The following is a 22,008-nucleotide window of genomic DNA, read 5'->3' as shown; positions in this document are numbered from 1 at the left end:
CGCGCAAGTGCGACCAATATCTTAACACAAATCGAGAGGCAGGGCGGCGTCTTATTCTAGATTTTCCAGCATGCTCAACGCCGCCTGTGACGGGGTCATCGCCCCTGCCGCGACCTGCGCGTCCAGTTCCTGCATCCTTGTGCGCGCAGAGATCTGATTGAGCCGCGCCAACAAACCCTGACGCACCTCTTCATGAAACCAGAATTGTGCCTGAGCTGCACGCCGCGCGCGCCAATGCCCTTCGGTCTTGCGCCATTCCATCAGTTCCGTCATTTCATCCCATGCCGCGCTGAGCCCATCTTCTTCCAGCGCGGAGACGGTCATCGCTTTGGGGAAGCCTTTTGGATCCTGCGGGCGCTTGCGCAAAAGGCGCAAAGCCCCCGCATAATCCGCACAGGTGCGCATGGCGGTGGCTTTCAACGCACCGTCAGCCTTGTTTACCAAAATGATGTCCGCCATTTCCATGATGCCGCGCTTCACACCCTGAAGCTCATCGCCCCCTGCTGGTGCCAACAGCAACAAAAACAGATCGGACATTTCCGCGACCACGGTTTCAGACTGACCGACGCCGACAGTTTCAATCAAGATCACATCAAAACCGGCCGCTTCACAGAGCGCCACAGCCTCACGTGTACGACGTGCCACACCGCCAAGATGTGTCTGGCTTGGCGACGGTCGAATAAAAGCATTGCGATCCCGGCTCAGCCGTTCCATCCGCGTCTTATCCCCAAGAATGGATCCCCCGCTGCGCGCGGAAGAAGGATCCACTGCCAGCACGGCGACCTTGAGCCCCTGCGCTGTGAGCATCATCCCAAAACTCTCGATGAATGTAGATTTGCCCACGCCCGGCGTACCTGACAAACCAATTCTGAGCGACTGCCGCCCTGCCCCGCTCAGCCCTTCCAGAAGTTCCGTTGCTTGGGCACGGTGATCCTCTCGTGCACTTTCAACCAGCGTAATCGCCCGTGCCAAGGCACGGCGTTCTTGTTTCAGTATTCTGTCACGCAGATCTGCGATATTCATTGCCGGTACCCGTGTTTTCTGTTTGGAAATCTTCATGCCGCGTGACACCTGCCTTTGTCTAGCCCAGCGCTTCCTGCGCCATGCCACTTTATGGGCTCTGCTGCTCTGTGCCGCAGTCATGGCCCCTCCCGCGGCCACAGCAGAACAGATCACACAACGCTGGTCCGTTCATGCATTCGGTATCAAGGTTGGTGAATTGCGCGTGACCATGTCAGAGACCGCGCAAAACTACTCTGGCAAGGGCATTTTTGAAACCACCGGCCTTGCAGGCGTGTTGAAAAAAATCCGTTTCTCAATTGAGGGAGGTGGCGGCCTGAAAGGATCCGACCTCCTGCCGCGCGCCTATACAGGGCGCATCAACACCGGCAAGCGCATCTCTGAAACCAGCCTGCGCAGGCAAGGAGATCGCATGGTCAAAACCAAGGGGCTACAAGAACCAGATGTCCCTATTGAGCCAAGCGCTCTCAAAGGGGCCTTTGATCCGCTTTCCATGATGTGGCTCACCCTGCGAGACCAAACCGAAGAAACGCTCTGCACGGTCGATCAGACCCAATTTGATGGAACGCGCCTAGTACGTATCACATTGAAAACCCGTCGGACCTCGGCAGAGGGGGTGACCTGTTCAGGCACCTATGATCGCATCGGCGGCTATTCCGCTGAAGATCTCGCAGAGCTAAAAACCTCCCCCCTGTCGATTGTCTATCAAAAGCAAGGCAACGTCTGGCGTGCGCAAGAGGTGCATCTGACGTCCCGCCATGGCAAGGCCAAGGTCATCCGGCAAGAGTGACACTGGACGCCACGCGCGCGCTGACCGATAACGGCCCCATGATGCATCTGCCTATTCACAACGCCCTGGAGCCACTTCTCAAGGCCCTCAAATCCCACAATCGCGCGGTACTGCAAGCCCCACCAGGCGCAGGCAAAACCACTGTGGTGCCTCTGGCCATACGCGATGCCGGGCTGACGGATGGACGCATTCTGATGCTCGAACCCCGCCGTCTTGCCGCCCGCGCCGCCGCCGAGAGAATGGCCCAGACATTGGGCGAGAAACCCGGCGACACCGTCGGCTACCGGGTGCGTGGCGAAAGCAAAGTGTCAAAAAACACCCGCATTGAAGTCGTCACCGAAGGCATTCTGACCCGCATGATTCAATCCGATCCGGAACTCTCTGGCATCGGTGCAGTGATCTTTGACGAATTTCACGAACGCTCGCTGAACGCGGATTTTGGCCTCGCGCTCTGTCTGGAGATTTGCGACGCGCTGCGCGACGATCTTTTGCTGCTGGCCATGTCGGCCACATTGGATGCCGAACCGGTGGCAAAGCTGATGGGTGACGCCCCCGTCATCACCTCAGAAGGGCGCGCTTTTCCAGTCACCACCCGCTGGCTGGAAAAACCACTGCCCAAAAACACACATCTGGAAGAGGCCACTGCACAATTGATTGCACAGGCGGTCAAGGAAACGGAAGGCGGTGTGCTCGTATTTCTGCCCGGCGAAGGTGAAATCCGCCGCACGCAGGCTTTGCTGAAATTGCCTGCCGACTGCACGATCCATCCCCTCTATGGCTCCATGCCCTTCAAGGATCAGCAGGCCGCCATTCGCCCTGCGGCTCAGGGGCGCAAAGTGGTGCTCGTCACGTCGATTGCGGAAACCTCTCTCACCATTCAGGACGTGCGCGTCGTCGTAGATGCCGGCCGCGCGCGCCGCGCGCGCTTCGATCCCGGCTCAGGCATGTCACGCCTTGTCACTGAGCGTGTGACCCGCGCCGAAGCGACTCAAAGACAAGGCCGTGCGGGCCGTGTCGCCGAAGGCACATGCTATCGCCTGTGGACAAAGGGCGAAGAAGGGGCGCTCCTGCCATATCCACCTGCCGAGATTGAAGCCGCCGATCTCACAGGGCTGGCACTGGAACTGGCTCTCTGGGGTGCCTCTCCAACCGATCTGGCATTCCTGACCCACCCCAATGCTGGCAGCTTTGCCGAGGCGCAGACCGTTCTACGCATGCTGGGCGCATTGGACAGCGACAACCGCATCACTGCCCATGGCAAAGCCATCGCCAAAGTGCCGCTTCACCCACGGTTGGCGCATATGTTGATCCTCGCAGGGCCGCAGGCTGCGCAGATGGCTACCCTTCTGGCAGCCCGCGATCCCCTCAGCCGCGGCGCGCCCACCGACCTGAGCCTCAGACTGGAGGCTTTGTCCGACGTGCGAGCCTTCACAGAGCGGCGCCCCTATGGGGTCAACCGCACCGCCTTGCATGCCTTGCGAGACGAAGCAAAACGCCTTGCCAAAACCGCGCCAAACCAACAACACACCACGCACAGTGCCGCAGAACTCGCCGCTCTAGCCTATCCGGACCGGATCGGCCTGCACCGCAAAGGTGACGCGCCCCGTTTTGTACTCTCAGGAGGCAAAGGCGCCGTCATGGATGACAGCGACCCGATGGCAAACACGCGCCTGATTGTGGTCACCGACACTGACGGAAATCCGCGCGAGGCCCGCATTCGTCAGGCCATCCAGATTTCCGAAGCGCAGATCCGCGATCTTTTTCCCGATCAGATTTCGTGGCAGGATCATTGCGCATGGTCAAAACGAGACCGCCGCGTAATCGCAAGACGCCAAGAATTCTTCGGCGCGATTGCCCTTGATGACCGCATCTGGCAAGACGCGCCCGAAGAATCCATCGCTCTGGCCATGCTGGATGGTGTCCGTGATCTTGGCTTGGTATTCTCCCCGGCCGCCAAACGCTTTGTTGCACGGGTGGAATTGATCCGAGCCTCAGGCCATACACTACCAGAGATGACAGAAGACGCGCTGCTCGCGGGCATAGAAGATTGGCTTTTGCCCCATATCGGTGGCGTCAAAACGGCGGAACATTGGAAGAAATTTGACATCCTTGATGCTCTGCGCGCGCAACTTGACTGGAACCAGATGAGTCTCTTGGACCGCCTCGCCCCAGCACATTTCACAACACCTCTGGACCGCAAAATTCCGATTGATTACGCGGGGGAGCACCCCGAAATCACCCTGCGCCTCCAAGAGCTCTTTGGTCAGACAACCCACCCCATGATTGGCAACACGCCCCTGCGCGTCACCCTTCTGTCGCCTGGCCAGAAACCCGTGCAGACCACCATGAATATCCCCGGTTTCTGGGCCAGTTCCTATGCCGATGTGCGCAAAGACATGCGCGGGCGCTACCCCAAACACCCTTGGCCTGAAGATCCCACACAAGCAGATCCCACTTTGCGCGCCAAACGTCGGGCCAGATAAGAAAAACGTGAGACACCTTGACGTTTTCCACAAGCAAACGTATATACAATGCAACGACAAAATAATGTGACATTATAAATACATAAAAACGACCAGAGCAGCCCATGACCAATCCTCTCAAAATCGCGTATGAAAACGTGCTGGCTCCAATGTTGCAGCGTCCGCGCCGCATTCAGGTGGCCGCGCTCTGTACACGCGATCACGACGGAAGCCGTCAGGTGCTTTTGGTCACCTCCCGTGACACCGGGCGTTGGGTACTGCCCAAAGGATGGCCCATCAAAGGTCTCGACGCCGCCGGCGCGGCTCTGCAAGAAGCTTGGGAAGAAGCTGGCGTGAAGAAAGCCAACATCAACGAAGACCCCTTTGGTGTATATGGCTATGACAAGCGCTTAGACGGTGGTTTGGAAATTGCCGTGGATGTCACCGTTTTCGAAACCAAAGTCGAAAAGATCGTAGATGACTTCCCAGAGGCTGATCAACGCACCCGCAAATGGGTTGCCCCTGCCGAAGCGGCCGAAATGGTGCATGAACCAGAGCTTCAGGCGCTTTTGCGGCAAATGTGACAGTTTTGTAACGGTTTTGTAACACCCCCATTGCATCGCCTGTGTGACAAGGATACAGCCCGCTCAAACCAAGCCGGGAAACTTTGTTATGTCTACGCCTCACGACGGCAAGCACTGGTCCACGCTGGACCGCGACCTTCACCGCATCTCACATCTTGAATCCGCAACGCTCTATGTCGCGCGCCCCATGGTTGGTCTGGGCATCGCCCTCGCCTTCATCGTTTTGGCCGCTGGGATCGCAGGCCTGCTCACGGGCGAACAGCCCAACACCATGATCATCATCGCAGCAGCCGGTTTTGGCGCTTACATGGCGATCAACATCGGTGCAAATGACGTGGCCAACAATATGGGCCCGGCCGTAGGGGCGAATGCGCTTACCATGGGCGGTGCAATTGCCATCGCAGCTATTTTTGAAAGCGCAGGCGCGCTTTTGGCTGGGGGCGATGTGGTGTCCACCATTTCTAAAGGCATCATTGATCCCTCTGGCATCGGTCAGGCTGAGATCTTTGTCTGGGCCATGATGGCTGCGCTGATCTCTTCCGCGCTCTGGGTCAACATCGCCACCTGGGTGGGCGCGCCGGTTTCCACCACACACTCTGTTGTGGGTGGCGTCATGGGCGCAGGGATCGCCGCCGCAGGCTTTGCGGCTGTGAACTGGCCCACCATGGGCAAGATCGCCGCCTCTTGGGTGATTTCACCTGTGCTCGGCGGCGTCATCGCAGCCTGCTTCCTCGCCTTCATCAAATCACGCATCATTTATCAGGATGACAAAATCGCCGCCGCGCGCCGCTGGGTGCCTGTGCTGATCGGCATCATGGCCGCAGCCTTCGCTTCCTATCTGGCCCTCAAAGGCCTCAAGCGGATCATCAAAATCGACATCCAGACTGCTCTGCTGATCGGTCTCGGCACGGGCGTACTGTTCTACGCAGTCTCCAAACCTTTCATTCGCAAGCAATCCGAAGGGCTGGAAAACCGCAACAAATCGCTCAAGGTGCTCTTTGGCATCCCACTGGTGTTCTCGGCCGCCCTGCTGTCCTTTGCCCATGGTGCCAATGACGTGGCAAATGCCGTCGGCCCACTGGCCGCAATCGTGCATGCTGCCGAATTTGGCGATATTGCCGCAAAAGTGGCGATCCCAACATGGGTGATGATCATCGGGGCCTTTGGCATCTCTTTCGGCCTGTTTCTCTTTGGCCCCAAACTGATCCGCATGGTCGGCGAGAAGATCACAAAACTGAACCCAATGCGCGCATATTGTGTGGCACTCTCTGCCGCCATCACAGTGATTGTCGCCTCATGGCTCGGCCTGCCTGTCAGTTCCACCCACATCGCCGTCGGCGGCATTTTTGGCGTTGGCTTCTTCCGCGAGTGGGATGCGGAGCGGCGTCTGCGCAAGTCCGCCGACAAACGCCCAGCAGAAGCCCGCATCGCGCCGGAAGAACGGCGCCGCCGCAAACTGGTGCGCCGCAGTCATTTCATGACCATCGTCGCCGCCTGGGTCATCACCGTGCCTGCGGCCGCATCTATGTCCGCTGTGATCTTCTTCATTCTCAACGGCATCACTGGCTAAACGAAAAGCGCGGGCGGTTCACGCCGCCCGCAATCTTTGCCGCACCTCTCGCGGCGACAAGACCGGTGCCCCCGCGCCCGCCGCTTCGGCCTCTCGGATCAACTCTGCAATCGCACTATTGATGGGGGCTGTGGTTCCCTGATCTGCCGCAAGAGCCACAATCTTGCCCTGCAACTCTTCGATTTCTGTCATGCGGCCCCGATCCAGATTCTCCCACATCGAACTGCGCGCATTTGGATCAATTGACAGCATGGCCTTGGCCACCCACCGGAACGCCCATGTTGGTAGCCTCAGGATCACAGGCACGCAGCGCATGGGCACGGCAGCAACCGGATTGACTGTTGCAATCCCCTCCGCCCTCAGCAGATCGAGTGCCTCAACCATCTGCGCCGCCATGAGCCGTCGCCAGCGCATGTCCCCTATTTGTTTGCGCAGCGGCAAACCTGAAAGGGCATTCAACGCATTGTTGAGATTGATGAGCAACTTGCCCCATTGCACCGCAGCCATGTTTTTATGTTCATGCACCTGCAGCCCCGGCAGACTGAGATGACGCGCCACATGCCCCTTGCCCTTTGCGATGCAAATGTCGCCGCTGGTGCCCCGATGAAACCGCCCGCCACCAACCCAAAGCACATTAAAAGGCACCATTCCGGCGCGCACATCAAATTCCGGCAACAGATCATGCAACAAAGGCGCATTCTGGACGCCATTCTGCAGGCTCACAACAACGGCCCCCTGTGGCGCATGGCGCGCAATCTGTGCTGCCATCTCCGCTGTCGCCGCGCTTTTCACGGTCAGCAACACGATGTCCGCGCCAGCCAGACAGGCGGGATCCGTGTCCATGGCAAACTGATCTGGTGACAATGCCGTATCCATCCCGGCAAAATCCGTCAGCAGGAGCCCATGTTTGGAAAGCTCCTCCCGCGTTGCCGCACGCAGCAGCAGAGTCACATCATGGCCTCCTTCTGCCAGCATACCGCCAACAAAACAGCCAATGCTGCCCGCCCCGGCCACCACGATCCGTGGCCGCGTTTTCCTTTGTGGTGCCTCGCGCATCCCCAACGCACTCCCTGCTTCTGTCCCGCCCGCTGAATAAGGATAGTTTGAGGCAAAACTGCGGCAATCTGGGTCCTTCGTAAGTTCACCACGGTATTGAAGCCCCCGAAACCACGCTGATCTGAACGCAAAAAAGGCGCCACCCTGCGGTCGCGCCTTCTGTTTTGCGATGCCTCAACAGTGGGTTACGTCAGACACCATTTCATTACTGCCTTTTGCGCATGCAGCCGGTTTTCCGCCTCATCAAAGATCACAGAGGCCGGGCCATCCATCACTGCGTCAGTGGCCTCTTCATTGCGATGCGCCGGCAGACAGTGCATGAACAGCGCGTCATCCGCAGCTTCTTTCATAAGATCTTCGTTGACCTGATAGGGGCGCAGTTGATTGTGCCGACGCTCCCGCATGGAGGCCGCATCATGCATGCTCACCCATGTGTCCGTCACCACCAGATCAGCGCCCTGTACCGCCTTGATCGGATCGCGCTCGATCTCCACCTTGACGCCCTTGGCACGCGCTTCTTCAATAAACAGAGCTTCGGGGTCGAGGGTCTGCGGACCAGTAAAGGTCAAGTCAAAGCCAAATTGCCCCGCCGCATGGGCAAAGCTGGCAAACACATTGTTACCGTCCCCAGACCAGACCACTTTTTTGCCCGCGATGGGGCCGCGCTTTTCTTCAAAGGTCAGGATGTCCGCCATGATCTGACAAGGGTGCGTGCGGTTGGTCAGACCATTGATCACAGGAACCGTGGCATTTTCCGCCATCTCCAGCAGCGTCGCCTCTTCAAAGGTCCGGATCATGATCAGATCCACATAGCGGCTCAACACCTTTGCCGTGTCCGCCACAGTTTCTCCATGACCCAACTGCATCTCTGAGCCTGACAGCACCATGGTCCGCCCGCCCATCTGACGCACACCCACATCAAAGCTCACACGCGTCCGCGTTGAAGGCTTCTCAAAAATAAGCGCCACCATGTGATCTTTCAGCGGAAGATCGTCGTCAAGCGCGCCCTTGGGGCGTCCGTTGCGCGCATTCTTGATGGTCTTAGCGCTTTCAATCATGCCGCGCAGGTCGGCCACATCGGTGGTGTTGATATCCAGAAAATGTTTCATCGCTATGGTCCTTATTTCCCTGCGTCCAACTGGGACGCCGCCTTCTCCAGCCGCGCCACGGCCTCGGCAATTTCCTCGTCACTGATTGTCAACGGCGGCAACAGACGCACAACATTGTCCGCCGCTGGCACCGTCACAACCTCATTGTCATACCCGGCAGCCACCACATCGCCACAGGTCACTTTTGCGCATTTGAGCCCCAACATGAGCCCTGCACCGCGTACCTCTTCAAACACTTCCGGATGGGCCGCAACCAGACCTTCAAGTTTCTGACGCAAAAGTCCGGATTTGCGGTTCACCTCGCCTAGAAATGCATCATTGGCGACCATGTCCATAACCGCGCCACCCACGGCACAGGCCAAGGGGTTTCCGCCATAGGTTGACCCATGCGTGCCTGCGACCATGCCACTTGCAGCCTCTTCCGTCGCCAGAACACAGCCCAGTGGAAAACCGCCACCAATGCCTTTGGCCACCATCATGATATCTGGTGTCCCACCGGCCCATTCATGGGCAAAAAGCTTGCCGGTCCGGCCCACACCGCATTGCACCTCATCCATGATCAGCAGAATGCCCGCCGCATCACAGAGCGCCCGCAGTGCCTTAAGATCCGCATCTGGCAGCGGGCGAATACCGCCCTCCCCCTGTACCGGCTCGACAATAATCGCCGCGGTCTGGTCACCAACCAGCGCTTCGGCCGCATCAACATCCCCCCAAGGCACCTGGTGGAAGCCCGGCAATAAAGGGCCAAAGCCTGCAACCAGTTTCTCAGAACCCGCCGCAGCGATACCAGCGGAGCTGCGGCCATGAAACGCCCCTTCAAAAGCGATGATCTCCACGCGCTCGGGCTGCCCCTTATCGTACCAGTATTTGCGTGCCATTTTCACCGCCAGCTCGCAGCACTCTGTGCCGGAATTTGTGAAAAACACCGTATCCGCAAATGTGCTGGCCACCAGCTTATCTGCAAGCGCCTGTTGCTGTGTGATGTTGTAGAGATTTGAAACATGCCAGAGCTTACCCGCCTGCGCCGTCAACGCCTCAACAAGCACCGGATTGGCATGTCCAAGCACGTTCACTGCAATACCCGCGCCCAGATCCAGAAAACGTCGGCCATCCGCCTCGATCATCCAGCTTCCCTCACCGCTCTCAAAAGTGAGCGGGGCGCGGTTGTACGTCGGCAAAATAGACGGGATCATATCGATCTTCCTCTTTAGATCATGAGCCTCAGTGACTGCATCACAGGAGGCGTTTGCGTCAATGTTTTTGAGAATGTTTGCGCCAGTTTGTGGCGCAAGAGATCAAGGGCCGGTTACGCGGTCAGGCGTCGGCGTCGCAGGTGAAGGATATCGCAGCGTTTGATCATGTGTCCTCCCTAGAATGAAAACATCCAAATGGGAACCCCTATATTTCGATACGGCGCATTTTGGCGCTTTTTGCGCAAAGAGGTCACCAAATCGGGCATGATTTCCGACACCTTGCTCCCCCTGCCAACACCCCCCATAACACCAGCATGGATAATAATGCCGCGACCTCCCAAAACCCGCCGCTCGCTGCTGGGTTGACCCTTTTGGCCTCCGCCTTTGTCGCTGGCACAACACTGCTGGCCAAGGCGCTCGGCACAGGCACGCTGGGCCCTGCGATGCACCCGCTACAGATCAGCCACGGGCGGTTCCTGTTTGCCTTTCTGGGCTTTGCAACTGCGGCGATGATCCTACGACCTACACTGCAACGCCCCAATTGGAAGCTGCATATCGGCCGATCTTCTCTGGGCTGGGGCGGTGTGACACTCATGTTCGCAGCCGCCGCCTTTATCCCACTTTCAGACGCCACCGCGATCAGCTTCCTCAACCCTGTGGTGGGCATGTTGCTCGCGATTCCTTTTTTGGGCGAAAAGATCGGCCCATGGCGCTGGGGCTCCGCCGCACTGGCCTTCACGGGGGCCATGGTCCTCACCCGCCCCGGTGCAGGCGCGCTGGAACTTGGCGCCATTCTGGCCCTCTGCGCGGCTTGTTTTTTGGGCGGCGAGGTCATCTTCATGAAAAAACTCACGGGCCGGGAGCGCCCTTTTCAAATCCTGCTGATCAACAACGCGCTGGGACTCACCATCGCCTCTGCTGTGGTGATTTTTGTCTGGCAAACTCCCACGCCCGCTCAATGGGCAGGGCTTGCAGGCATCGGGCTCTTGATGGCCACTGCGCAAACCTGTTTCATCAATGCCATGCGTCTCGCCGACGCCAGCTTTGTCGCGCCGTTTTTCTACGCCGCTCTGGCCTTCGCGGCGCTCTATGATGCCATCATCTTCGGTGTAATTCCCGACCGCGTGAGCTGGATCGGCACAGCACTCATCCTCTGCGCCGCAGCCATTCTGGTTTGGCGAGAGGCACGCCACGCGTCAAAGTAACATATCACCTCAATGACTTACGTAGCCAACACCCCGGTCACGCTCCCACATCTGATGGCGGCAAAAGCTGTACCGTCGCAATGCGCCAGCTCTCCCCATCACTGATCATCAGATACTCCAGCACATGCACAACACCTTGGGCATCGCGTATCAAAACCCGCTGCCACAGCGCATTACCGTCAGGGCGCAACGCACCAAACCGCACATCCTCCGCACGGTGCACCATCGGGTAGCCCCGCTTTACCATCACAGCGAAATTCTCCGACGTCCCAAACAGACGTTGAATGTTTTCCGCTGCGAAACTGAAGGCCTGCACAAAATCATCTCCGCGAAAAGCGTCCATCTGTGCGCTGATCACCGCCTGAATATCAGCCGCTGCGCCCATCTCCTGACGCGAGACCTGCGCCTGAGCAAACCCACTGCGAGAAAACTCCATCACAACCACAAGGGCCAGTAACACATGTTTCATGATCTTTCCTCCCTTGCTGAAGATACGCCTTCAACAGGAAACCAGATCAAAACATCAGCGTCACACCAACCTCAAAATGGACAAGGCCCCGCAAAACGGGGCCTTGTGAAATCTGTCTGCGCCCGCAGGCGCAGTCCGCTGAATCAACGCCGCATCACCCAGCCACAAGTTCGCCAGCGAGCGCCTTATGGATCAGGGCCACGGTGTCTTCCACGCCATAAAGCGCAATGAAGCCCCCAAAGCGCGGCCCCTGTGAGGCCCCCAGAAGCACCTCATAAATGGCCTTGAACCAATCCCTCAGCGGATCAAATTTATGGGTTTTACCAATCGCAAAAACGATGGACTGCAGGAATTCCTCATCACCAAAATCAGGCTCTGGTAGCGGTTCCTCATTGCCCACCAACGCGTTTTTGGCCGCAATCACCGCCAGAGCGGTTTCTGCAGAACTCAAAGCGCCAGCCAAATCTTCCAGCGCCGCGCGCTCCTGATCTGTGGGCGCACGATAGGTTTTTGCAGGCTTCACAAAATCATTGAAATAGCGCACAGCATGGCCTGCCGCTGCATCCATACCTGGATGGGTCTCTGCGGTTGCCTCTGGCGCATATTTCTGGATGAAACCCCAGAGCGTCTCTTTGTCCTCTGCGTTTGACACCGAGGCAATATTGAGCAGCATCGAATAGGGCACCACCATATCTGACTGCGGCACGTCACCCCCGTGAATGTGCCAGACCGGATTGTTGAGCTGCGCCTTAATGTCTTGCCCATGATAGGCGCGCAACTGCTGGTGATACTCATCTACCGCCTTGGGGATCACATCAAAATGCATGCGCTTTGCTGTCTTGGGCTTCTGGTACATGAAATACGCAAGACTTTCAGTAGAGGCATAAGTCAGCCACTGATCAATCGACACGCCATTGCCAGAAGACTTGGAAATCTTCTGCCCGTTTTCATCCAGGAACAACTCGTAGGAGAAGTGGTTTGGCGCACGTCCGCCCAAAGCGCGACAGATCGCATCATAGATCTTTTCGTTGGTGGCATGCTCCTTGCCATACATCTCAAAGTCCACGCCCAGCGCGGCCCAGCGTGCCCCGAAATCCGGCTTCCACTGCAGCTTCACATTGCCGCCGGTCACCGGCACGGTCCATTCTTTGCCGTCTTCATCGTCAAAGGTGACGGTGTAGGTCTCTGCACAGACCTTTTTCATCGGCACGTACAGCACACGGCCGGTTTCCGGGTGCAGCGGCAGGAAGATCGAATAGGTGGCCGCGCGCTCTTCACGCAGGGATTTCAACATGATCGCCATGATGGCGTCATAGTTGTCCACCGCACGTTTCAGCACCTCGTCAAACTGACCGGATTTGTAAAATTCCCGCGCCGAGTAGAAGTCATATTCAAAGCCAAAAGTGTCTAGGAACCGGCGCAGCATGGCGTTGTTGTGCTCACCAAAGCTGTCATGGGTGCCAAACGGATCAGGCACAGCCGTCAGAGGCATCTGCAGATAAGGCTCAAGCGTATTGGGGTTTGGTACATTCGACGGCACTTTCCGCAGCCCGTCTAAATCGTCAGAGAAGCAGATCAGCTTGGTTGGGATGTCGCTGATCGCCTCAAAGGCCACTTTGATCATCGTGGTCCGGGCGACTTCGCCAAATGTCCCGATATGCGGCAGACCAGAAGGGCCATAGCCGGTTTCAAACAGAACATAGCCCTTTTCCGGCGCGCCCTTTGCGTAGCGTTTGAGAAGCTTGCGCGCTTCTTCAAATGGCCAGGCTTTGGATACGAGGGCTGCGTCGCGCAGGTCAGACATTGTCCATCTCCGATGTCGGGATTGGTTTCAGCAAAATCATGCCAAGCGCCTCATTGCGCCCGACAATCCGCCGCTTCCTATTGCTCCTTGCCCTGTCAGTCAATATTCTGCACCGCAACAAGGTTATTTCAAAGGATGCCCCCGTGCCGGATAAGACCCCAACAACGCTCACCCCGCAGGATTGTCTGGTGGCGGTGATGATCGCCGTTTCGGCCTCAGATGAGAACATCCGCACCGCAGAACTGGTCAAAATCCAGGTGGCTGTGAACAACCTGCCAGTGTTTGGTGAGTATGACATCGACCGGTTGAAACACATCAGCCAAATGGTCTTTGACCTGTTTGAACAAGAAGACGGCCTTTCCGCTCTCTTTGGCCTCGTGCGCCATGATCTGCCCGAACACCTCTATGAAACCGCCTATGCGTTGGCCTGTGACGTTGCCGCAGCCGATGGCACGCTTCAGGAACCAGAGCTGCGCATTCTAGAGGAAATCCGCTATGAGCTGGATATCGACCGGTTGCACGCGGCGGCCATCGAACGTGGCGCCCGCGCCCGCCATATGACCTAAGCAAACGTCTGCCGTTAAAGCAAAAACCAACGCGCCCCGATCCGGGCGCGTTTTTTATGAGATAACCGCAAAAAGCTCGTCTTTGCGAAACGGCTTGGTCAGGAATTCATCCATTCCGGCCTCCCGACAGGCCACAGCATCGCGGGGCTGTGCATTTGCCGTCAAAGCCACAATCCGGCAGGCGTCCCGGCCCGTGTCTTTCTCAAATTGACGAATGACACGGGTCGCTTCCAAACCGCCCATGATCGGCATAGACAAATCCATCAGGATCATGTCCCAGCCCTCTTTTTGATAAGCGTCAACGGCGGCTTGCCCATTGGGCACAATCTGCACATCCGCACCCGTTTGCCCCAACATCTTTTGCACCACCAGTTGATTGGTGCGATTGTCTTCAGCAACCAACACACGCACGCCAGCCAACGCAGGCGCAGTGGGGCGCGTGACCTTGGCAATCGGCACTGTGTCGTGAACGGATGCCGCCGCCACGGTATCAGGGTCATGTATGAGTGCTTCTACTTGAGCATCGGTCCCTTGCAACGCCACCCGAGCGGTAAAGGTTGATCCCACCCCTACTTCCGACACCACGTCCACACGTCCAGACATCAACTCAACCAAAGCCTGCGTAATGGCCAAGCCTAGCCCAGTGCCTTCTTCCTTGCGATGGGAGGGACCGTCCACTTGCGCAAAGGCCGAGAAAATCTCCTCGCGACGCGTCTCTTCAATACCTGGACCTGTGTCTGTCACAGACAACAGCACAAACGCCTCATCTTCGGCGTCTCGCTCCACCTTGACCACGATATGGCCTTTGTCCGTAAACTTGATCGCATTGCCCAGCAAGTTGAGCAATATCTGCCGGATCTTGCTGGCATCACCAAGATACGTGGTTGGCACCGTCGGGGCATAATCAACATAAAGCGCCAGCCCCTTTCCATCTGTTCTGGTGCGCAAAAGCGTGGTCACATCCATCACAACATCCAGCAACGAAAACGGCACCTCCTTCAGAGAGGCTTTGCCAGACTGAATTTTAGAGAAATCCAAAACATCATTCACAATCCCCAAAAGCGCATTCGCAGAATTGAAGATCGTACCCGCATAGAGGCTCTGCGTCCCATCCAGATCAGTTTCACGCAACAACTCACACATGCCAAGAATGCCATTCATCGGCGTGCGGATCTCATGGCTCATATTGGCAAGGAACTGCTCTTTTGCCTGCCCCGCCTGCTCCGCCTTTTCCTTGGCAAGTCTCGTGAGCTCCAGCGCCGTATCTCTCTCGCGCTCTGATGTGACATCCAATGCCGTTCCCAGCAGATGCGTGAGCTTGCCGCTTGCATCAAAGATCGGCGTCAGCGTGGTGCGCATATCCATCACCCGCTTAGGAAACGGAAGCACCGTGTTATAGGTCGTGGTCTCCGCAGCGGCAACAACACGCAAATGCTGCGCCAAGGCACGTTCCCCCATTGAGCCACCAAAGATTTCCAGGGCTGTTTTGCCAAGCACCTCGTCTTTGGTCTTTCGAATGCGGGCTGCCCCGATGTCATTGATGGCAATATACCGCGGCATCCCGTCGTCACAGACCTGCAGCAAGAAGATACCCACCGAAATGGCATCCAGAAGATCATGAGGATTTGGGAAGTCGAATTCCATGCCGCGCCGTTTCGCACCTTGCCCTCCAACTTTTGGAGGTGTGAGCAATTTTCCATGTCCTAACGAAAACTGGTTACCGAACCCTTGCCAGAACGCCGCTCGCCGCGTGCCCCAACATTTGGCACCGTCGCGATACCGGCAGCCATCAGTTCGTATCTTTGTCCAGAAATTCAAGCCAAAATGTCGCACCAGCCCCTTAAAACACCAATTTTACAAGGCTGAGTTGAATTTTTTTGACTAAGCTCCGTAAACCGTGCTCCAGCGCTCAATCAGCTTCTGTTGAAGCTTCTTCGCACGCCCATTCCAACTGCGTGCACCTTTCGGCCTCTCCCGATCGGCACCAATCAGCCTGTTGCGCGCACTGACATCTGCCTCAAAGATCGCAAACGCCAATTCGCCTCCGTCCGCAGCTGTCGCATAGCCAGCCAGCGCGCTCACAAAATGCAGCGTGCCTGTTTTGGCCTTCACTTTGATGGGATGGTTCTTGTTTACCCGGCCATTGGCATCACGCAAAGGAATGACCTTCAAAATCGGGCGCAACACCGCCTGCTGCCCAGCCCGCGCCAACATCAATGCCATCTCATCCGCACGTAACCGAGAAGCCTCTCCTAATCCCGAATGGTCCACCAAAGCCGCATCCTGCATACCCAGATGATCCCGGGCCCAGCGGTTCATCGCCCCCGCCGAGGTTTTGAGGGTTGTAAACGGCGTGCCACGCGCCTGCGTGGCCGCCATGCCAACCATTTCGGCGGTCAAATTGGTGGAATACTTCAGCATGCCTTTCAATATGGTCCGCAGATCAGCACTTTGATGCCGCGCCACGACCACACCACGCGGCGCACCATTGGCCTTTTTCGGCGCCTTCATCACGATGCCATGTGCCCGCGCCAGAGTTCTGAAAACCTCACCAGCGTAGATTTCAGGCTCCCGCACAGGCAGCCACCGCGCGCCCCCCTTGCCCAAGGCGCCGCTGGCCACCGTCCACTGGTCACGCCCACCCTGTGACTTATAGGTGTAAACTGGCAGCTGGCGATTTGCGATTTTCATCTGCGCCATGGTGACATCAGGACGATACCGATCACTGCGCGCATCCATGCTGACCGCATAGCCACTGCCAGCGCGTTTCCATTCAAAATGCACCCGGTTGTAGTTCAGTGCCATACCGGACACCGCCGGATTATACCCCGCATGATCAGGCTGCTTTTTATCAATCCGCCGCACAGATGGCATCGCGCCGCCCCAGACAAGAAACTGCCCTTTCACCTCACGGATGCCCGCAGCCTTCAATGTGCGCGCAAGATCAGCAAGACCATTGGTGTCCAGCGTGGGATCCCCCCCGCCGCGCAGCACAAGATCGCCCCGCAACACCCCATTGCTCACGTCACCAACCGCAACAAGGCTCGTGATGAACCGGTGTGAAGGGCCCAGATAGTGCAGCGCATAAAGCGCCGTAAGCACCTTGGTCACACTTGCGGGGGGCTGCCCGGATGCGGCCTGATGCCCCTCAAGCACTGACGCACTCCCCTGACGAGCCACAGCGACGCTCACCTTGCCACTCAGCCCGCTTTCCCGGATCAGCTCTTCCAAAGCCGGAGCCTGTGGCCGCGCACTCTGGTGCCCCCCCGCAGGCCGCAGAACCGGGCGCAACGACCGCGCAGGCGCCTCCGCCCAAAGCGTACTGCTAAAAGTGGCAGCTCCCATTGTCAAAAATGCACGACGCGAAAATACCTTTTTCATGGCAAAACGTTACCCTCATGCCGACGCAGCTTTCAAGCGCTTCGATTGCCCCGCCTGATCATAAAACGCATCTGGAGACTATCTCTTTCTGTCATAGCGCCAACATGTTACCTGCATCTTATGTGGAAGATTTTTGTGTTGATGTTCGTCGCCATGTCGATGATCCCCGCGGGCGATACGGCAGGTAAGCTGCTGACTCAGACCCATGGCGCCAGCCCGCTTTTTGTGGCCTGGTCTCGCTTCGCTCTGGGCGGTCTTCTCGCCCTGCCTCTCATGCGCGCTGACACGCTCCGTCTTCTGACCAATTGGCGCATCTGGCTGCGCGCCCTCATCCTGACCGGCGGCATCAGCAGCATCCAGACCGCGCTGCAAACCGCACCTCTGGCTGACGTCTTTGCCGCGTTTTTTGTAGGTCCAATCGTCTCCTACGTCCTCTCTGCACTCCTGCTCGGAGAACGTGTCACCCTCTTACGTTCCTTGCTGATGGGTGTCGGCTTTGTCGGCGTGCTGCTCGTTGTTCGCCCCGGTGTAGACATGTCGCCGGGACTGCTCTGGGCCGCTCTCGCCGGGCTGTTTTATGGGTGCTTCCTGACCGCATCACGCTGGCTTGCGGACGCAGGCCGCCCCGGAAGTATGATCTTCACACAACTGCTGATCAGCGCCCTACTGTTGACCCCTTTCAGCCTGTCACACATTCCGCCAATGACGTTGGAGATGGCAGGTCTCACCTTCGCAAGTGCCGCATTCTCCATGGGCGGCAATTTGCTTTTGCTCTTTGCCTACGCCCGCGCCGAAGCCGCCGTGCTCGCGCCCTTCGTCTATCTGCAACTGGTCAGTGCCGTGGCCCTCGGCTGGTTGGTCTTTGCCCAGCTCCCCGATAGCCTTACATGGCTCGGCCTTCTTCTTATTATAGGCGCAGGCATCGCCTCCGCCATAGCGGCTCGCCTCAAAACCGCCGCTCAATCCCGATCTGGACCGAATGGGAGTCGTAGCTAAACGCGTCCATCCCGCTGCGTTGGCGCTCATACTCCACCTGCAGAAAGGGTGTGTAGCCTCCGGGCAGGAAAATGTCGGAACGCTCCACCTTGAGACTGGCCCCTGTGGTGTATGCATCCGGGTTGTTGATAAGGTTCGGGAACGTCTCTTGAGCGTCTTGAAAGCGCCGGAAGACACGCGGCTGAAGCGTCCAGCCGCCGCCCACATCCACAGAGGAATACAGGCTAATCGTGTAATACTTGCTCCCTTTGACCAAGGGGATGAAGTCATCGGTCCGGCGATCCTGATAACTGATCTCACCGCCAACAATCGCACGCCCTCCCACAGAGCGCCGGAACCCAAGTGTGGTCTCAAAATCTGTACCATCGCGCCCATCATCCCGCGCGTTGTCTACAGCAACATAGCTCACGCGCCCATAGGCGGATCCCCCTACCAAGCTGCGACGTTCAAAGGCCAACTCCAGGCCCGCACGGTCTTCATAACGATCACCTTGAAGAAAGCGTATTGAGTACACAGGCGCGAGGGACACAGTTGTCCTTTGTGTCAACAAGCGCAGACCGAACCGGGCGCGCAAAGTGTAGTCATCATATTGGCTGCCTTTGGCCTCCAACGCATTGAGAGAGAGGCTTGTAAACCCCATCACGCCCACTGCGTCTGAGCTTAATCCGTCAATTTGCCGACGCAGACTCATGGTGCCGTTCAACCGTACAGCAGGCACGCGCTCTACGGGCCGATCAAAATCAAAATGTGGAGCGGTAGGGTTGTCAAAATGGACCCGCTCGCTTTTGTAGTCCAAACTGTTGCCTGCGGTGGTGAATCCTAGCGACAGATCCCAGTCAAACCCACGTCTGGCATCAATCTGACGGATGAAGGCCAGAACTTTCTGGCGCACCGGTTCTGGCAGATCCCCAGACAACACACGAAAAAACTCTTCGCGCGACCGCGCCCATTGCTCGGCCATAAACAAAGCCCGCGCCAATTCCAGACGCACACGCACCAAAGTAGGATCTTCCGCCAGAATGGCTTCAAAGACAGGAATGGCTGCTGCCGCTTTGCCTTCATGAACCGCAAACATCGCGTAATCAAAGGCCTCTTCAATCTCCATCACTTGTGGCGTCGCAGTATTTGAAGCCTGAGCAAATGGCGCAATGGCTACGGTCATCAGTGAAATAGACAAAGCCGTCGTCGTGCTGCGCACCTTGTTGAAGAAACCCCGGGCCATACTAGCATTCCTATTATTACTGGCTCAGATGCCGCCCCAAGCCCCCACGGCCAAGTCGGACGGCATCTGTGTTTATGGAACCCGTTTATTGGTCTGCACCAAAGGCTCCGGTATAGTTACCAACAGCACCATTCATCTCAAATGTGCCGCCAACTTCCTCGGCATTATCACCGTAGAAATAGCCATCCACATCACCCGTGCTGGTTGCACTGAAGGGGATAACACCATTGATGTTGGCTTCAAAGCGGTTACCAGAGATCGTACCAGTCCCCACAAAATCAAGATGCTGACCGCGCCAAGCACTGCCACCCGACATGTTGCTGACATAAGTATTGGTACTCGCGATGTTCACATTGGAGAAATCCGATGTGGTTACGGCGATCTGCGACTGTGTCTGCAACGCCCGCCCATCCGAAGTGACAGACACACCTGCAGATGTACCAAGATAAGTCGCCGTGCCGCTAATCGGCATGTCAGCAGTCTCGGTGCGCCGCCCAAAGCTGCCCACATTCACGCTGCCGTTGGTGGTACCTACGCCATCTGCCCAAACACCGAAGGTCTGGTGATCAAAGTCCAAGGCGATAGCATTGCCCAACCAAGCCCGACGACGGCCGTCGCTAGAAGTGGCACGCACCACCAGTTGATCCGCTCCATCATCAATATTGTCGCCAGCTGCTTTGCTGAACTGGGTGGTTGTGGTGCCATTGGAGAAGCTCAGCTCGTCCATATCACCCAAGGTTGCATTGACCCGCATGCTGCCATTGCGCTCGCCATCAAGACGACCGCTGGTCACGGTGCCGCTCCCATCCGTGGACATATCACCACTGCGTGTGCGGCCATTCAAAGTGGTTTCGCCGTGCACCTGCAACAGACGTTCACCCGCCAGATCATTGGCGCGGCGGCCCACTTCATCTTCGATAAAGTCTTCAATTGTCTTGCCACAGCTTGCCACAGAAGCAACGGCGCCCAACAAAAGTGCTGTTTTGAGAGAGAATTTCAGCATTTCAGTACCCACTACATTGACGTTTCAGTTGAAGAGCGAAAAGCTTTTTCAGCCTTATAGTCATCCGCCCAAATCCCGAGACCCAATGAACACCCAGACTCTTAACGAGCGGTTGCGCGGACCTTGCCAGCTTGTTAACGACAAAAGCTCGAAGGAAATTTGCCAAAAAACCCATAAAAAACGGGCCTATTGCAGCTTGTGGAAAAGCCCTCCATGCTTCGAGCACAGTCGCGAAAAACCCTGCATTTTCCGACACAAATGCGTGATGAGCCGGGTTTAAAAATCCTCAACAAAATAGATAAACACGTAAAGTCTGCACCCGAATTACGGGAAAATTAACAGCGTCTTTACCAAGTGTTATTTCGAGGGAATTTGTCTCAAATATCAACCAACGGATATTTTCGCGCGATTGGTGCAGCATTCGCCGCCCGATCAACGCATGCACGCGCCCCGCAGCTTCCTTATGAGTCGGAGAGACCACGTGTGTCACAAACAGACACGCCGTGCACAGCTGTCTCTGCACCTGTGCACAGGCCCAAAAGTCACTTTTCAGGGGTAAACAAGTCACTTTGATCGGGGCGTTTGGGGGCCGCCAATCCAAGGTGCTTCCAAGCCTTCTGCGCCAACATGCGCCCCCGTGGCGTGCGCTGGATCAACCCTTGTTGCAATAGAAATGGCTCAATCACCTCTTCCAGTGCATCGCGGCTTTCACTCAACGCGGCGCTGATTGTGTCGATCCCCACCGGACCACCGGCATAGTTCTCCGCAATGAAGATCAGATAGCGCCGGTCCGCCCCATCCAGCCCAAGGTTATCCACGCCCAAGCGGGTCAGCGCGCCATCAGCCAGTTCCTTGGTGATCACGCCATCGCCTTCGACCAGGGCAAAGTCCACCACCCGACGCAACAACCGCCCAGCAATTCTTGGTGTGCCGCGCGAGCGCCGCGCGATCTCACGTGCGCCGCCGTCCATCGCGGGCACGCCCAATTTCTGCGCATTGCGTGTCACGATCTCATTGAGCTCGTCTTCCGTGTAGAACTGCAAGCGTGTCGGGATGCCAAAGCGATCCCGCAAAGGCGTCGTCAACAGCCCCAGTCGCGTCGTCGCCCCCACCAGCGTAAAAGGCTGCAATTCAATACGCACCGTGCGCGCGGCGGGGCCTTCCCCGATCACCAGATCCAGCTCAAAATCTTCCATCGCCGGATAGAGCACCTCTTCGACCGCCGGATTGAGCCTATGGATCTCATCAATAAAGAGCACATCCCGCGCTTCAAGATTGGTCAGGATCGCGGCCAAATCCCCCGCTTTGGCCAGAACCGGCCCCGAGGTCATGCGGAAGTTCACGCCCAATTCACGCGCCATAATCTGTGCCAGCGTGGTTTTGCCAAGGCCTGGTGGCCCGTGAAACAGTGTATGATCCATAGCCTCGCCACGACGCCGGGCACTCTCGATGAAAATGCGCAGATTGGCGCGCGCTTCCGCTTGGCCAATAAAGGCGCTGAGATCCTGCGGACGCAAGGCGCGGTCAGCATCCTCCGGACGCGGCTCCGGGCGCAATGTCGGATCAGGCTGGTCCATG

General features: G+C 57.3%; 18 protein-coding genes. 7 read left to right on the top strand and 11 right to left on the bottom strand.

The features are described from left to right. Positions 1–51 precede the first annotated feature (51 nt). Complete coding sequence (gene meaB / locus SHM7688_RS18035; protein ID WP_058241560.1) at positions 52–1,023, bottom strand: methylmalonyl Co-A mutase-associated GTPase MeaB; 972 nt, start codon at positions 1,021–1,023, stop codon at positions 52–54. A 34-nt stretch (positions 1,024–1,057) separates the two neighbouring features. Between meaB and SHM7688_RS18030 the strand changes: the two genes are divergently transcribed. From SHM7688_RS18030 to SHM7688_RS18015, 4 genes are all read left to right on the top strand, one after another. Next, complete coding sequence (locus SHM7688_RS18030) at positions 1,058–1,810, top strand: DUF3108 domain-containing protein (protein WP_058241340.1); 753 nt, start codon at positions 1,058–1,060, stop codon at positions 1,808–1,810. Between the two features lie 38 nt (positions 1,811–1,848). Next, positions 1,849–4,293, top strand: coding sequence for an ATP-dependent helicase HrpB (hrpB, locus tag SHM7688_RS18025; protein ID WP_058241559.1), 2,445 nt, complete (start codon positions 1,849–1,851; stop codon positions 4,291–4,293). 104 nt (positions 4,294–4,397) lie between these two features. Further along, a complete protein-coding gene (locus tag SHM7688_RS18020) occupies positions 4,398–4,856 on the top strand; it encodes an NUDIX hydrolase (RefSeq protein ID WP_058241339.1) in 459 nt (152 codons plus the stop codon). 88 nt (positions 4,857–4,944) lie between these two features. Next, positions 4,945–6,426 (top strand): inorganic phosphate transporter, encoded by a 1,482-nt coding sequence (locus tag SHM7688_RS18015; protein WP_058241338.1) that lies wholly within the window; start codon positions 4,945–4,947, stop codon positions 6,424–6,426. A gap of 18 nt (positions 6,427–6,444) precedes the next feature. Here SHM7688_RS18015 and SHM7688_RS18010 read toward each other — a convergent pair whose 3' ends face one another. The 3 genes from SHM7688_RS18010 to SHM7688_RS18000 form a co-directional block, all read right to left on the bottom strand. Further along, the gene (locus SHM7688_RS18010) at positions 6,445–7,482 is read right to left on the bottom strand and encodes a 2-dehydropantoate 2-reductase (protein WP_058241337.1); all 1,038 of its coding nucleotides are present in this window, start codon (positions 7,480–7,482) and stop codon (positions 6,445–6,447) included. 185 nt (positions 7,483–7,667) lie between these two features. Beyond that, the gene (gene argF / locus SHM7688_RS18005; RefSeq protein WP_058241336.1) at positions 7,668–8,591 is read right to left on the bottom strand and encodes an ornithine carbamoyltransferase; all 924 of its coding nucleotides are present in this window, start codon (positions 8,589–8,591) and stop codon (positions 7,668–7,670) included. A gap of 11 nt (positions 8,592–8,602) precedes the next feature. After that, positions 8,603–9,784: an aspartate aminotransferase family protein gene (locus tag SHM7688_RS18000; RefSeq protein WP_058241335.1), complete on the bottom strand. Its 1,182-nt coding sequence runs from the start codon at positions 9,782–9,784 to the stop codon at positions 8,603–8,605. A 314-nt stretch (positions 9,785–10,098) separates the two neighbouring features. On the opposite strand from SHM7688_RS18000, the gene SHM7688_RS17995 reads away from it, so the two are divergent. Beyond that, positions 10,099–10,989, top strand: a complete 891-nt coding sequence (locus SHM7688_RS17995) for a DMT family transporter (RefSeq protein ID WP_058241334.1) — start codon at positions 10,099–10,101, stop codon at positions 10,987–10,989. A 37-nt stretch (positions 10,990–11,026) separates the two neighbouring features. Here SHM7688_RS17995 and SHM7688_RS17990 read toward each other — a convergent pair whose 3' ends face one another. Both SHM7688_RS17990 and SHM7688_RS17985 read right to left on the bottom strand, forming a co-directional pair. Continuing rightward, positions 11,027–11,458: a DUF4864 domain-containing protein gene (locus tag SHM7688_RS17990; protein ID WP_083499106.1), complete on the bottom strand. Its 432-nt coding sequence runs from the start codon at positions 11,456–11,458 to the stop codon at positions 11,027–11,029. A 154-nt stretch (positions 11,459–11,612) separates the two neighbouring features. Continuing rightward, complete coding sequence (locus SHM7688_RS17985; RefSeq protein WP_058241333.1) at positions 11,613–13,262, bottom strand: lysine--tRNA ligase; 1,650 nt, start codon at positions 13,260–13,262, stop codon at positions 11,613–11,615. A gap of 197 nt (positions 13,263–13,459) precedes the next feature. Between SHM7688_RS17985 and SHM7688_RS17980 the strand changes: the two genes are divergently transcribed. Then, positions 13,460–13,828, top strand: coding sequence for a tellurite resistance TerB family protein (locus SHM7688_RS17980; RefSeq protein ID WP_058241557.1), 369 nt, complete (start codon positions 13,460–13,462; stop codon positions 13,826–13,828). A 54-nt stretch (positions 13,829–13,882) separates the two neighbouring features. Here the strand turns inward: SHM7688_RS17980 and SHM7688_RS17975 are convergent, their stop codons facing one another. Next, a complete protein-coding gene (locus SHM7688_RS17975; protein WP_058241332.1) occupies positions 13,883–15,472 on the bottom strand; it encodes a PAS domain-containing sensor histidine kinase in 1,590 nt (529 codons plus the stop codon). Positions 15,473–15,709: 237 nt separating this feature from the next. Continuing rightward, positions 15,710–17,209, bottom strand: coding sequence for a D-alanyl-D-alanine carboxypeptidase/D-alanyl-D-alanine endopeptidase (gene dacB / locus SHM7688_RS17970; RefSeq protein WP_058241331.1), 1,500 nt, complete (start codon positions 17,207–17,209; stop codon positions 15,710–15,712). A gap of 141 nt (positions 17,210–17,350) precedes the next feature. On the opposite strand from dacB, the gene SHM7688_RS17965 reads away from it, so the two are divergent. Next, positions 17,351–18,205, top strand: a complete 855-nt coding sequence (locus SHM7688_RS17965; RefSeq protein ID WP_223229222.1) for a DMT family transporter — start codon at positions 17,351–17,353, stop codon at positions 18,203–18,205. On the opposite strand, the gene SHM7688_RS17960 is transcribed toward SHM7688_RS17965, so the two are convergent. The 3 genes from SHM7688_RS17960 to ruvB form a co-directional block, all read right to left on the bottom strand. Continuing rightward, on the bottom strand, positions 18,156–19,427 hold the full coding sequence (locus SHM7688_RS17960) for a porin family protein (protein ID WP_058241329.1): 1,272 nt from the start codon (positions 19,425–19,427) through the stop codon (positions 18,156–18,158). The genes SHM7688_RS17965 and SHM7688_RS17960 overlap by 50 nt on opposite strands. A gap of 85 nt (positions 19,428–19,512) precedes the next feature. Further along, a complete protein-coding gene (locus SHM7688_RS17955; RefSeq protein ID WP_058241328.1) occupies positions 19,513–20,430 on the bottom strand; it encodes a transferrin-binding protein-like solute binding protein in 918 nt (305 codons plus the stop codon). 542 nt (positions 20,431–20,972) lie between these two features. Then, positions 20,973–22,007, bottom strand: coding sequence for a Holliday junction branch migration DNA helicase RuvB (gene ruvB, locus SHM7688_RS17945; RefSeq protein ID WP_058241326.1), 1,035 nt, complete (start codon positions 22,005–22,007; stop codon positions 20,973–20,975). Between the last annotated feature and the right edge of the window lies 1 nt (position 22,008).

Source organism: Shimia marina, from assembly GCF_001458175.1.
Classification (GTDB): Bacteria; Pseudomonadota; Alphaproteobacteria; order Rhodobacterales; family Rhodobacteraceae; genus Shimia; species Shimia marina.
The sequence above is the reverse complement of the archived record's forward strand: the minus strand, read 5'-3'. Positions and strand labels throughout refer to the sequence as shown.